Source organism: Bradyrhizobium sp. ERR14 (genome assembly GCF_014198235.1).
Classification (GTDB): domain Bacteria; phylum Pseudomonadota; class Alphaproteobacteria; order Rhizobiales; family Xanthobacteraceae; genus Bradyrhizobium.
On sequence record NZ_JACIHD010000024.1, the window covers coordinates 1 to 12,038 of the forward strand.

Annotated in this window: 11 protein-coding genes; 6 read left to right on the top strand and 5 right to left on the bottom strand. The window is 64.9% G+C overall.

The genetic code is table 11. The features are described from left to right. Nucleotides 1–403: 403 nt before the first annotated feature. Nucleotides 404–667, bottom strand: coding sequence for a hypothetical protein (locus GGD62_RS35405; protein WP_183713031.1), 264 nt, complete (start codon nucleotides 665–667; stop codon nucleotides 404–406). Nucleotides 668–823: 156 nt separating this feature from the next. On the opposite strand from GGD62_RS35405, the gene GGD62_RS35410 reads away from it, so the two are divergent. After that, a complete protein-coding gene (locus GGD62_RS35410; protein WP_183713034.1) occupies nucleotides 824–2,320 on the top strand; it encodes a diguanylate cyclase in 1,497 nt (498 codons plus the stop codon). Nucleotides 2,321–2,514: 194 nt separating this feature from the next. Here GGD62_RS35410 and galU read toward each other — a convergent pair whose 3' ends face one another. Next, nucleotides 2,515–3,390 carry a UTP--glucose-1-phosphate uridylyltransferase GalU gene (galU, locus tag GGD62_RS35415; RefSeq protein WP_018318726.1) on the bottom strand — a complete coding sequence of 292 codons (876 nt, stop codon included), beginning with the start codon at nucleotides 3,388–3,390 and terminating at the stop codon, nucleotides 2,515–2,517. 219 nt (nucleotides 3,391–3,609) lie between these two features. On the opposite strand from galU, the gene GGD62_RS35420 reads away from it, so the two are divergent. After that, nucleotides 3,610–4,995 carry a lytic murein transglycosylase gene (locus GGD62_RS35420; protein ID WP_183238246.1) on the top strand — a complete coding sequence of 462 codons (1,386 nt, stop codon included), beginning with the start codon at nucleotides 3,610–3,612 and terminating at the stop codon, nucleotides 4,993–4,995. Nucleotides 4,996–5,166: 171 nt separating this feature from the next. Beyond that, complete coding sequence (locus GGD62_RS35425; RefSeq protein ID WP_183713037.1) at nucleotides 5,167–6,882, top strand: SGNH family hydrolase; 1,716 nt, start codon at nucleotides 5,167–5,169, stop codon at nucleotides 6,880–6,882. A 189-nt stretch (nucleotides 6,883–7,071) separates the two neighbouring features. On the opposite strand, the gene GGD62_RS35430 is transcribed toward GGD62_RS35425, so the two are convergent. Together GGD62_RS35430 and GGD62_RS35435 are read right to left on the bottom strand one after the other, a co-directional pair. After that, nucleotides 7,072–7,443, bottom strand: a complete 372-nt coding sequence (locus GGD62_RS35430; RefSeq protein WP_018318729.1) for a CsbD family protein — start codon at nucleotides 7,441–7,443, stop codon at nucleotides 7,072–7,074. Between the two features lie 131 nt (nucleotides 7,444–7,574). Further along, a complete protein-coding gene (locus GGD62_RS35435) occupies nucleotides 7,575–8,312 on the bottom strand; it encodes an SDR family NAD(P)-dependent oxidoreductase (RefSeq protein WP_026202063.1) in 738 nt (245 codons plus the stop codon). A 97-nt stretch (nucleotides 8,313–8,409) separates the two neighbouring features. Between GGD62_RS35435 and GGD62_RS35440 the strand changes: the two genes are divergently transcribed. Together GGD62_RS35440 and GGD62_RS35445 are read left to right on the top strand one after the other, a co-directional pair. Next, nucleotides 8,410–9,189 (top strand): SDR family NAD(P)-dependent oxidoreductase, encoded by a 780-nt coding sequence (locus tag GGD62_RS35440; protein WP_183713040.1) that lies wholly within the window; start codon nucleotides 8,410–8,412, stop codon nucleotides 9,187–9,189. Nucleotides 9,190–9,286: 97 nt separating this feature from the next. Further along, nucleotides 9,287–10,174, top strand: a complete 888-nt coding sequence (locus tag GGD62_RS35445; RefSeq protein WP_183713043.1) for a TauD/TfdA family dioxygenase — start codon at nucleotides 9,287–9,289, stop codon at nucleotides 10,172–10,174. Nucleotides 10,175–10,391: 217 nt separating this feature from the next. On the opposite strand, the gene GGD62_RS35450 is transcribed toward GGD62_RS35445, so the two are convergent. After that, nucleotides 10,392–11,036, bottom strand: coding sequence for a YqgE/AlgH family protein (locus tag GGD62_RS35450; RefSeq protein WP_092254450.1), 645 nt, complete (start codon nucleotides 11,034–11,036; stop codon nucleotides 10,392–10,394). 142 nt (nucleotides 11,037–11,178) lie between these two features. Between GGD62_RS35450 and GGD62_RS35455 the strand changes: the two genes are divergently transcribed. Beyond that, nucleotides 11,179–12,018: a protein-disulfide reductase DsbD domain-containing protein gene (locus GGD62_RS35455; protein ID WP_092254447.1), complete on the top strand. Its 840-nt coding sequence runs from the start codon at nucleotides 11,179–11,181 to the stop codon at nucleotides 12,016–12,018. Nucleotides 12,019–12,038: the final 20 nt, after the last annotated feature.

Sequence of the window (12,038 nt, forward strand, 5' to 3'; positions counted from 1 at the left end):
GGCTGTCCTGTCCGCTTCACCGCCATCGATACCTCCAAGGCTTTGCCCTAGGGAATCACAACTGGCGGATTACGCAACAGGCCCCTTGTGGGAGAAGGTGGCGCGAAGCGCCGGATGAGGGGTCTCTCTCCTCTCGAGACCTTGGAGAGAGACCCCTCACCCAAGCGAGCCTGTGTCTACTGGCGTCGCTGCCCTCTCCCACAAGGGGCGAGGGCACATCAATGTGCGTCTCGCTCGTCGCGAATGCGAAGCAAGTGTCGTAGGGTGGGCAAAGGCGCACTTGCGCCGTGCCCACCATCCATCCAGCACTGCGACAGAAGTCGTGGGCACGCTTCGCTTTGCCCACCCTACGATACTGTTGGATATGGAGAGACCTTCACCCACCTGACGGGGTGCTCCGCCGCTACCGCCGCCCGTCCTTCTTCATCTTCGTGAACCGCACGCTCTGGCCGTCCGGCATCCGCACCGCCTTGAACCCGGCAGCAAGACAGGCTTCGCGTTGCGGCATCTGGATGTCGGGGCTGCGCAGGCTGTCCCACCATGAGGCACGATTGGCGGCGCGCGGCAGGGCCGCGCCGATGATCTCTTCGATCTGTTCGAAGCTCAGGACGAATTCGGCCTGCTTCTGCCGCAGCAGATAGTCGCGCAACGAGTCGTAGTCGTTCACATCCGTCCTCTTGTCCGAAACCGGGTCTGCTCGCAGGAGATCTGCCCAAAACCGTGAGCGGCGTAAACCGATTCTTAACTCACTACGGCAGCGCTGTTCCACCTTAAACACTACTCAAGATTTCGGGCGCATCCACTAGGGGATCGGGAGCAAACGATGCTGTCTGGATGGCGCGAAGTCATGGCCCGCCGGCCGTGGCAGATTTCGGCGAAGCTGCTGATCATCTCGTCCGTGGTGACGGTGATCGGCTTTTCCGCCATTTGCGTCAACGTCATGCTCGACATGCGCCGGGGCGAGGAGGCGCTCGCCCGCCAGACGCTGGAGAACCTCGCGACCACCATCCAGTCCGACGTCAGCCGCAACGTCGAGATCTACGACCTGTCGCTGAAGGCGGTCGCCAGCAACATGCTGCTGCCCGAGCTCGCGACCGTGTCGAAGCCGATCCGTCACCTGATCCTGTTCGATCATGCGACGACGGCGAGGCATTTCGGCGCCATCCAGGTGTTCGACGCCGAGGGCAGGCTTGCCATCGACGCCTCCACCCTCGATCCCCTCCCCGAGAACCGGAGCGAGGAGGAGTATTTCAGGGTTCATCGCGACAATCCCGAGGCCGGGCTCTTCATCAGCCGCCCGATGCTATTCCGCGGCGCCTACGCGATCGTGCTGAGCCGTCGCATCAGCGATACCGATGGCGGGTTCCTCGGCGTCGTCGCCGGCTCGATCCGCTTCAGCTATTTCCACGAATTGTTCGAGCGGCTCAACCTCGATCCCGAAGACACCATCACCGTGCTCAGGCGCGACCGCACCATCATGATGCGTCGGCCGTTCGATCTCGACATCATCGGTACGAACCTGAACGACCGGCGGGCCTGGAAGCCCGACAATCTCCCGATCGGCGCCTCCTATTCGGGAAAGGGCCCGGTCGATCCGACGCCGCGGCTCTATGTCCGCAGCGCCGACAACGGGCCGCTGTTCGTGGTGGCGGGCAAGCCGCTGGCCGCGGTCTTCGCGCTCTGGCAGAAGGAGGCGTATCGCATCGGCGCCGTGGTGCTGGCGCTCGCGCTGTTCGTGCTGGGATCGACGCTGGTGCTCGCGCGCGAGATCGGCCGCCGTGCCGAGGCCGAGCGCAAGCTTGAAGAGATGGCGACGACGGACGCGCTCACCGGCCTGAAGAACCGCCGCAAGTTCGATACCGTCATCGACGTCGAATGGCGGCGCGCGATGCGGCAGAAGGCGCCGGTCGCTCTCTTGATGATCGATGCCGATCACTTCAAGGCCTACAACGACACGTTCGGCCATCAGGCCGGCGACCAGGTGCTGGTCGGCATCGCCATCTGCATTTCCGATTCGGTGAGCCGCGCGGGCGACTGCCCCGCGCGCTATGGCGGCGAGGAGTTCGCGGTGCTGCTGCCGAATACTTCAGCCATCGACGCCTTCAAGGTCGCCGAGGCGATCCGCACCAAGGTGCAGGGCTGGTCCGACGAGCAGGTGACCTTGACGGTGTCCTGCGGCGTCGCCAGCCTCGTTCCCACCGCCGGGATGGACTGGCCGGTCCTGGTCGCCGCCGCCGACAAGGCGCTCTATGCGGCGAAGGCGGGCGGACGCAATCAGTCGGTGGTTGCGAGCTTGCCGAAGCTGTCGCTGGTGGCGTGAGGGGTTCGCTCGTCGTCATTGCGAGCGAAGCAATCCACCACACCATTGGTGTCGTCCCTGCGAACGCAGGGACCCATAACCACAGGAAGTTGTTTGGCGAAGACTCGTCGTTCGGTACTGCTACCGAACACGACCGATGGATCACGCGGTATGGGTCCCCGCGTTCGCGGGGACGACGGCGGAGCTTGTGGCGACTACTGCCCCAGATACTTCTTCATCTCCGCGATCAGCCCGTCACGCAGCTCCGGGCGCTTCAGGCCGTAGGCGATGTTGGCGCGGAGGAAGCCGGGCTTGGAGCCGCAATCATGGCGCTCGCCCTCGAACTCGACGCCGTAGAATTTCTGCGATTTGGCGAGCCCGATCATGGCGTCGGTGAGCTGGATCTCGCCGCCGGCGCCGCGCTCCTGCGTCTCGAGGATCTTGAAGATCTCAGGCTGCAGGATGTAGCGGCCGGTGATCGAGAGATTGGAGGGCGCGGTGCCCTTGGCCGGCTTCTCGACCATGCCGTCGACCTCGAACATCTTGCCGCTGCGCTTGCCGACGCCGCAGATGCCGTATTGATGGGTGAGATGGTCGGGCACCGCCTCGACCGCGACCAGGTTGGATTTCTCGCCGAGCGTGGACGCCGTCTCGATCATCTGCTTGAGGCAACCGGGCGAGTTGAGCACGAGCTCGTCGGGCAGCACGACGGCGAACGGCTCGTTGCCGACGATGTCGCGCGCGCACCAGACCGCGTGGCCGAGGCCGAGCGGCGCCTGCTGGCGGGTGAAGCTGACGGCGCCGGCTTCGGGCTGGTTCTGCGCCAAAATCTCCTGCTCGGCCTTCTTGCCGCGCTGGCTGAGCGTCGCGTCGAGCTCGAACATCCGGTCGAAGTGATCTTCGATGACGTTCTTGTTGCGGCCGGTGACGAAGATGAAGTGCTCGATGCCGGCCTCCCTCGCCTCGTCATAGACGTACTGGATCAGCGGCTTGTCGACGATGGTCAGCATTTCCTTCGGCATCGCCTTGGTGGCGGGCAGGACACGGGTGCCGAGGCCGGCGACGGGGAATACGGCTTTGCGAATTTTCATGTGATTGTTCGAATACCTGGGGGCACATGGGAACGAGGCTGGGAACGGAGCAATGGCATCTTGCTAGCCTGTTTGCAGCCGCCAACAAAGGCGGATGTGGGGCCTCATCCGCGCAGAGTTAAGAAAAAGGCCGTCACCAAAATTTCACCTTTGTTAAGCTATTGGCAACCGTAACCGGGCCTCCTGATGGCAGATTCTTGGAAGGCCGATGGGTGGGACATGACGCGATTGGTGGCTAGGCAGGCAAGACGGGCGGGATCCGTGACCGGCGCGGCGATGATCGCGGCCGTCCTGCTGCTGCCCGTCAGCGCACACGCCCAGGCGCAGAACGGCCTGTCCAACCTGTTCGGCGGCATCTTCTCCGGCCCCAATGCTGCGCCCTCGCAAGCCCCGCCGGGACCCGGCGGCGCCTTGCCCTGGAGCGGCGAGGACGGGGCTTCCGGCCATCCGCTGATGACGGCCGCGGCGATCCGCGAGGCCGCCGGCAATTTCAGCAATTGCGTTGCCGCGATGTGGCCCGATGCCGCACGGCGCAACATCACCCAGGAAAACTTCCAGCGCTTCACGGCCGGGCTCTCACCCGATCTGCGCATCATGGACCTGATGGACTCGCAGCCGGAGTTCACAAAATCAATCTGGGACTATCTCGATATCCTGGTGAACGACAACCGCCTCGCCAAGGGCCGCGAGATCCTCGCCAAATACAAGGCGCAGTTCGACGCCACCGAAAAGGCCACTGGCGTCGACCGCTACATCATCGCCTCGATCTGGGGCATCGAGTCCAATTACTCGACGCAGATGGGCGACCGCAGCGTGCTGCAATCGACCGCGACGCTCGCCTGCATCGGCCGGCGCCAGGCCTATTTCAAGGACGAGTTCCTCTCCGCGCTGGAGATCCTCAACCGCGGCGACCTCAGGCCGGAGCAGATGCGCGGCTCCTGGGCCGGCGCGTTCGGCCCGACCCAGTTCATGCCGACTGCGTTCAAGCGCTTTGCCGTCGACGGCGATGGCGACGGACGGCGCGACGTCGTCGACAATCCGACCGACCTGATTGCATCGACCGCCAACAACCTCAAGAAAGACGGCTGGCAGGCCGGCCAGACCTGGGGCTTCGAGGTCGTGGTGCCGCAAGGGTTCAACTACATGCTGGCCGACCGCGCCAAGGCGATGACGATCGCGCAATGGGAGAAGCTCGGGCTGAAGCGGGCGACGGGCCAGCCGTTCCCGCATCCGGCGGAGAAAGCCTATCTGCTGGCGCCGGCCGGCGCGCAGGGGCCCGGCTTCCTGATGCTGCAGAATTACCGCGTCATCATGAAATACAACCCGGCCGAGGCCTATGCGCTGGCGATCGGCCATTTCGCCGACCGCCTGCGCGGGGGGCAGCCCTTCGTGCAGCCCTGGCCGCGGCAGGAACGGGAGCTGTCGCGCACCGAGCGACTGGAGCTGCAGCAGCTGCTGGCGCAGCGCGGCTTCTACAAGGGCACCCCGGACGGCCAGTTCGGCGGCCAGACCCGGGAAGCCCTGCGCAATTTCCAGGCCTCGATCGGGGTGCCCGCGGACGGATTTGCCTCCTCGGACGCACTGGAACGGCTGCGCGGGCGGTGAAATCGCGCCGAAAGTAACCCTGAACAGGGATTTTGGCAGGCAGCCTTGACGGAGGCGGCTGTTCCCCGGTGTATGGGCGCAAGAATCTGCAACGGAATTTGCCCGTTTGGCGCCTGATTCCGTTATTATATTGAGCTACCTCCGATCCCCATTGCGCTGGCCCGAGATCGCATGTCGAAGCCGAAGTCCCTGTTCAAGGCGCTGACCGAGACCGGCCCGTTGATCGCGCTGGGGACGGCGCTTGCGATTCTGGTCTCGGTCGCAGGGCCTGCCTCGGCGCAGTTCTTCAACTTCCCCGGCTTCGGCGGCCCGCCGCAGCGTTCGGCTCCGCCACCACAACGGGGCGGTGGCGGAGGCGGCGGCTGGTTCGGCGGCGACTTCTTCGCGCCGTTCCAGCAGCAACAGCCGCAGGCGCCGCGCCAGGATTTTTCGCGCGCGCCGGCGCCAGCCAAGCGCGACACCATCCCTGAGAAGAACGTGCTGGTGGTCGGCGACGCCATGGCCGACTGGCTCGCCTATGGCCTGGAAGACGCCTACACCGAGCAGCCCGACATGGGCGTGATCCGCAAGCACAAGACCACGTCCGGCCTGATCAAGTACCAGCCGCGCGGCGAGCCCGCGGATTGGACGACTGCTGCAAGGGGCATCCTCGAGACCGAGAAGCCCGACGTGATCGTCGTCATGCTGGGCCTCAACGACCGCAGCGCGATCCGCGAGCCCGTCGCCGAAAAGACGGACAAGGCCGCCGCAGACAAGGACAAGAAGAACGACAAGGGCGCGCGCGCCAAACAGCCAGCGAAGCCGGGGGACGCCAAGCCCGGCAACGACACCGCCGCCAAGCCCGACGACAAGCCTGCCGATGCCGATCTGCCGCAGGACGACGCCGACAACGCCGACGCGCCGGCGGCGGCGCCCGAAAGGACGGCCCGCAATCCGAACGGCCTCTACGAATTCCGTGACGACCGCTGGGTCGAGCTCTACGGCAAGAAGATCGAGGAGCTCGCCAGCGTCCTCAAGGCCAAGGGTGTGCCGGTGCTGTGGGTCGGCCTTCCCGCCATCCGCGGGCAGAAAGGCACGGCGGACATGCTGTTCCTGGATTCGCTCTATCGCGAAGGCGCGGCCAAGGCCGGCATTACCTATGTCGACGTCTGGGACGGGTTTGTCGACGAGGCCGGCCGCTTCCTCCAGAAGGGTCCTGACTTCGAAGGCCAGATCCGTCAGCTCCGCAGCTCTGACGGCGTCTTCTTCACAAAGCCCGGCGCGCGCAAGCTCGCGCATTATGTCGAGCGCGAAATCACGCGTCTGCTGGCAGGACGCTCCGGCCCGATCGCACTGCCGAGCGAGCCGGCGACGCCCGACACCAGCGCCGAGCCCGGCAAGCCCGCACCGCGGCCGCTGGCGGGGCCGATCGTGCCGCTGGTTGCAGCCTCGATCTCGACCGATCAGTTGCTGGGCGGCCCGGGCTCGCGTCCCGCCGCCGTCGATGCGCTGGCTGCGAAGACAATGGTGAAGGGCGAGCCGCTGGCGGCTCCGGCCGGCCGCGCCGACGATTATGCCTGGCCGCGCCGCGAAGTCGGCCGCGAGCAGGCCAAGGGCGATACGCCGATGGCCGCAACGACGCCCGACGGCGGCGTCGCCAATCCCGCCGCGCCGGGAGCCGCCGCCGCGATCGCCCCGCCGAAACTTGCGCCGAAGAAGCCGCCGGTCCCACCGCAGCAACCGGCACAGGCTACGCCCTCATTCCGCGATTTCTTCGGCTTCGGCTCTCCGCAGCCACCGCCGCCGCGTCAACTGGCGCCGGCGCCCGGGCCGCGGAATCCGAATCCCAATCCCGGGATCCCGCGTCCGCCGGGTAACGTCGGCCGCTCGGCCGAGATGTTCCGGTAAGGTAAGGTCTCGTGTCGCGGATGCGACGCGGCGCCTCTTGGTGAGGAGGCGCAGAGCCGGGACCCAATTCGTGCGGCATTCACAAAAGATGGGCCCCGGCTTAGCGATGCAGCGTTTCCGGACGATGCTACGCATCGCCTAGGCTGCATCGCGTCCGGGGCACGAGTGATAGGCGTTCGGCGACTAGCCTTAATAGCGCCAGCGCGACGGCGGCGGACGGCGTGCGGGACGCGACATCAGAAGCGCGAGCGCGAAACCGATGCCGCCGGCGACCAGCAGCGCGCCGAGCGGATTGTCCTGCACCTTCTTCGACAATGCTTGCGTGCCATCGCGAAGAGTTTCGCCGCTGTTGTCGTAGGCGTCCTTGGCGTAGTCGGCCGCCGTCTCGCCGGCCTCGCGTACGGCATCCTTGGCCTGGCCGTAGAGATTCTGCACCGTGCCCGCGGCTTCCCGCGCCTTGCCCGACGCCTGCGTCTTCGCATCGCCTGCCATGTCTCCGATCGCGCCTTCCGCGCGTCCGGCATATTCCTTGGCCGATCCAACAATCCGATCCGTGTCCATGATGATCCTCCTCGGTGGTCAGCCGAAGTAACCGATCAGGCGCGGCCCAGTTCCAAGTGTTTGCGAAAGTGTAGCTCCTACGAAAGTGTGTAGCCCGGATCGAGCGCAGCGTAATCCGGGCTACGGGGCAGCTAAAGGATGAGCCCGCCATCGACGACCAGCGTCTGTCCGACGATATAGGACGACAGCGGCGAAGCCAGGAACAGAGCCGCGCCCGCCATGTCGGCCGGCGTGCCCAGGCGCCGCAGCGGAATGCGTGACAATGCACCTTCGAGCCGCTTGGGATTGTCGGTCGTCACCTTCGTCATCTTGGTGTCGACGAGCCCCGGCGCGATACCGTTGACGCGGATGCCGTCCTCGGCCCAGGCCTCGCCCAGTGTCCGCGTCAATCCGACCGCACCGGTCTTCGAGGCGTTATAGGCGGGATTGCCCATGGTGGAATGATAGGCCGCGGTCGAGGACACCATGATCAGCGACCCCTTCGAATCCCGCAACATGGAATGAAATCGCGTCGCACAGGCCATCAGGCTCATCAAATTGACCTCGACCACCTTGCGGAAACCGCTCATCTCGAACTCGCCGCGGCGATAGAGCACCGCGCCTTGCGCCAGCACGAGCACGTCGAGCCGATCGAAGGACGGCTTGAACGCTTCGATCGCAGTGGGGTTGCTGACGTCGAGCTGCGCGTAAGACAGGCCCGTGAGATCAGAACCTTCCTCGATCGAATAATCCTTTGGCTGCGCACGCGTGCCGCAGACCGCGACATGCGCGCCCCTCGTGCGAAACGCTTGCGCGATGCCGTTGCCGATACCGCTGGAACCGCCGACCACCAGCACCTGCCTGCCTGAGAAATCGAGCTCGTTCGCCATCGCGGCCTCCCCTTTTGTCTTGCTTGTTTGACCTGTCTGCGGATCGATGCCAGCCTTGTCAATCATAACAAGAACAAGCAGGGCGCGAGGAAACAGCATGTCCGAGTTCAAACGGCTCAGCCGGTCCGTGAAGGGCCTGACCGTTCTCGTCACCGGCGCGGCCAGCGGCATGGGACGCGCCACCGCGCAATTGTTCGCCGCGGAGGGCGCGAACGTTGCCGTCACCGACTATGACGAGCAAGGCGCGCTCGCCGTCGCGGAGCAGATCGCGGCGAACGGCGGTTCGGCAAAAGCCTGGAAGCTCGACGTTGCCGATGGCACCGAGATCAGGCGCGTGGTGAATGATGTCGCGGCACATTTCGGCGGGCTCGATATCGTCGTCAACAATGCCGGCATCTCCGTACGCGTCGCGATCGACGACGAGGCCTATGAGGACGCCTGGGCAAAGGGCATCGCCGTGATGCTGACGGCGCATCCGCGCATCATCCGCGCCGCACTGCCTTACCTGCGCAAATCGAAGAGCCCGCGCATCGTCAACATCGCCTCGACCGAGGCGCTCGGCGCCACCGCATTGCACAGCCCCTATTCGGCGGCGAAGGGCGGCGTGGCGAGCCTCACCCGCTCGCTCGCCGTCGAGCTCGGCCGCGAGGGCATCACCGTCAATTGCATCTGCCCGGGTCCGATCCGCACTGGGATCACCGACCGGATCTCGGAGGAGCACAAGACGATCTATGCCAAGCGTCGCACCGCGCTTGGCCGTTACGGCGATCCGGAAGAGGTCGCGCATATGACGCTGAGCCTGTGCCTGCCGGCGGCATCCTTCCTCACCGGCGCGGTGATCCCGGTCGACGGCGGGTTGATGGCACGGAATGCGTGAGAGCCATGCGCGCCGAGCGTTGACAACGGCGAGTGCGGGAGTAGCTTTTTCGCCGACAGAGCGGGACCAACCGCTCGCACATGCGGGAGAGAACGCCATGACGATCGCCATCCGGCAGCTTCAGAAGCACTTTGCCGGCGAGGTTTCCGGCCTCGATTTGCGAAAGCCCCTCACCGAGGTCGAGGCGCGCGAGGTCGAGGCCGCCATGGACAAATACGCCGTGCTGGTTTTCCACGACCAGGACATCACCGACGAGCAACAGATGGCTTTTGCGCTGAACTTTGGTCAGCGTGAGGATGCGCGTGGTGGCAACATTACCAAGGCCAGCGAACACCGCCTCAACTCGGGCTTGAACGATGTTTCGAATCTCGGCAAGGACGGCAAGCCGCTGCCGAAGGACAGCCGCGCCAATCTGTTCAACCTCGGCAATTGCCTGTGGCACTCCGACAGCTCGTTCCGGCCTATCCCTGCAAAATTCTCGCTGTTGTCGGCGCGCGTGGTGAACCCCAAGGGCGGCAACACCGAATTCGCCGACATGCGCGCCGCCTATGATGCGCTCGACGACGACACCAAGGCGGAGATCGACGATCTCGTCTGCGAGCACTCGCTGATGTATTCGCGGGGATCGCTCGGCTTCACCGAATACACCGAGGATGAGAAGGAGATGTTCAAGCCGGTGCTGCAAAGGCTGGTGCGGACGCATCCCGTGCATCGCCGCAAGTCGCTGTATCTGTCATCCCATGCCGGCAAGATCGTCGGCATGAGCGTGCCGGAGGGACGCCTCCTGCTGCGCGATCTCAACGAGCACGCCACGCAGCCTGAATTCGTCTACGTCCACAAATGGAAGCTGCATGACCTCGTGATGTGGGACAACCGCCAGACCATGCACCGCGTCCGCCGCTACGACCAGTCGCAGCCTCGCGACATGCGCCGCGCAACGGTGGCGGGGACGGAGCCGACGGTGCAGCAGCAGGCGGCGGAGTAGCGCGGCAATCTCCGCTGTCGTCCCGGACGAGCGAAGCGAAGATCCGGGACCCATAACCACAAAACGTGGTTTGAAGACTCGGAGTGACCGGCCTGCCTTAAACATCACCCTGGGAGTATGGGTCCCGGATCTACGCGCGCTTGAGGCGCGCTTGTCCGGGACGACAGCGGAGGATGACGCACCACCGCGGAGTATGTCGCGGTAGCGACTAAAGCACCTACGCGTGTCCCGCCTCGTTCGAGAGCATGCCGGGATCGATGCCGATCTTGCGCAAAGCGCGTCCATATTTGTCGTCGACGTCGTCACCGAAGATCAGATCCGCATCCGCATCGCAATGCAGCCAGCCGTTGCTCTGGATCTCGGTCTCGAGCTGGCCGGGTGCCCAGCCGGCATAGCCGAGCGCGAGAATGGCGTGCTTGGGGCCGGAACCGTTGGCGATCGCGCGCAGGATGTCGACGGTCGCGGTGAGGCAGACGCCCTCGTCGATCCGCAGCGTCGCGTTCTCGATGTAGAAGTCGCTGGAATGCAGCACGAAGCCTCGCCCGGTATCGACCGGACCGCCGCGCAGCACCTTCATGCTTTCGGCATTCTCGGGCAGCTTGATGTGCTCGCCCTTCTTGATGATGCCGAGCTGCTCCAAGAGCTCGGGGAAATCGATGCTGCCGGCCGGGTGGTTTACGATGATGCCCATCGCTCCCTCCGCCGAATGGGCGCAGAGATAGATCACTGAGCGTTCGAAGCGGGAATCGCCCATCACGGGCATCGCGATCAAGAGCCGGCCGTCGAGATAACCGGCCGAATTAGGGAGCACGGGTCCCGCGCTGCGGGTGCTTTCGCCCGTCCTCTTGCCTGTGGGAGCCATCGGTTAAGCACTCCGGTTTCAATTCCTATCCTGATGTCGGGCCGGGCTGCTGTCAAATCAAGGCTTGCAGAGACGCGATTCAGGTGCATCCATCACAAGCAATTCAATGGTTTGCCTCAGGGCGACCCTGTAAAGACGTGCTATGCTCACAAGAGTTCCCCTGCGCGCGGCGATTGGCGTCGCGACAACCCTTTTTGCGTCGTCGCTGGCCATCGTAGCCCGTGCCGACGACGCTTCGCCGTGGCAGCGCGACGGACATTCCGCGGTGCGGCTACTGGCGGGATCGCGCAGCGGCGCCGTCCTGCTCGGCGGTATCGCCATCCAGCTCCAGCAGGGGTGGAAGACCTATTGGCGCTCTCCCGGCGATTCCGGCGTCCCGCCGCGGTTCGATTTTTCCAAATCCGACAATGTCGAGGCGGTGACGGTGATGTGGCCTGCGCCGCTGAAATTCGACGACGGCGCCGGCGGCCATTCGATCGGCTATCACAACCAGATCGTGCTCCCCCTGCGCATCGTCGCCAAGGCGGCCGACAAACCCGTGACCCTGCGCGCGGAGATCAATTACGCGGTGTGCGAAAAACTCTGCATTCCGGTCGAGGCCAGTGCCGAGCTCGGCTTCAACAGCGTGGCCTCGACCGAGGATGCCAATCTGCGTGCGGCACTCGATACCGTGCCCAAGCCCGCCAATATCGGCGATCCCAATCCCCTCACCATCCGCGACGTCAAGCGCGACGGACCCAAGAATGTGGTGGTCGACGTGGTGACGCCGGACCCGCGCAACGTCAATCTGTTCGTGGAAGGTCCGACGCCCGACTGGGCGCTGCCAATTCCGGCGCCGGTCAAGGACAGCCCGGCTGGCGTGAAGCGTTTTTCGTTCGAGCTCGACGGCTTGCCGCCGGGCGCCAAGCCCGATGGCGCAGCGCTGAAATTCACGCTGGTCGGCCCGGAGAAGTCGTACGAGTTCAATACGAATTTGGAGTGAGTGCCGGTTAGCTCGTCCGG

Bases quoted from the DNA above. Each gene is read 5' to 3' on its own strand.
- GGD62_RS35420 (WP_183238246.1), top strand. From the start codon at position 3,610: ATGACGCGATTGGTGGCTAGGCAGGCAAGACGGGCGGGATCCGTGACC.
- GGD62_RS35445 (WP_183713043.1), top strand. From the start codon at position 9,287: ATGACGATCGCCATCCGGCAGCTTCAGAAGCACTTTGCCGGCGAGGTT.
- GGD62_RS35410 (WP_183713034.1), top strand. From the start codon at position 824: ATGCTGTCTGGATGGCGCGAAGTCATGGCCCGCCGGCCGTGGCAGATT.
- GGD62_RS35425 (WP_183713037.1), top strand. From the start codon at position 5,167: ATGTCGAAGCCGAAGTCCCTGTTCAAGGCGCTGACCGAGACCGGCCCG.
- galU (WP_018318726.1), bottom strand. From the start codon at position 3,390: ATGAAAATTCGCAAAGCCGTATTCCCCGTCGCCGGCCTCGGCACCCGT.
- GGD62_RS35435 (WP_026202063.1), bottom strand. From the start codon at position 8,312: ATGGCGAACGAGCTCGATTTCTCAGGCAGGCAGGTGCTGGTGGTCGGC.
- GGD62_RS35430 (WP_018318729.1), bottom strand. From the start codon at position 7,443: ATGGACACGGATCGGATTGTTGGATCGGCCAAGGAATATGCCGGACGC.
- GGD62_RS35450 (WP_092254450.1), bottom strand. From the start codon at position 11,036: ATGGCTCCCACAGGCAAGAGGACGGGCGAAAGCACCCGCAGCGCGGGA.
- GGD62_RS35440 (WP_183713040.1), top strand. From the start codon at position 8,410: ATGTCCGAGTTCAAACGGCTCAGCCGGTCCGTGAAGGGCCTGACCGTT.
- GGD62_RS35455 (WP_092254447.1), top strand. From the start codon at position 11,179: ATGCTCACAAGAGTTCCCCTGCGCGCGGCGATTGGCGTCGCGACAACC.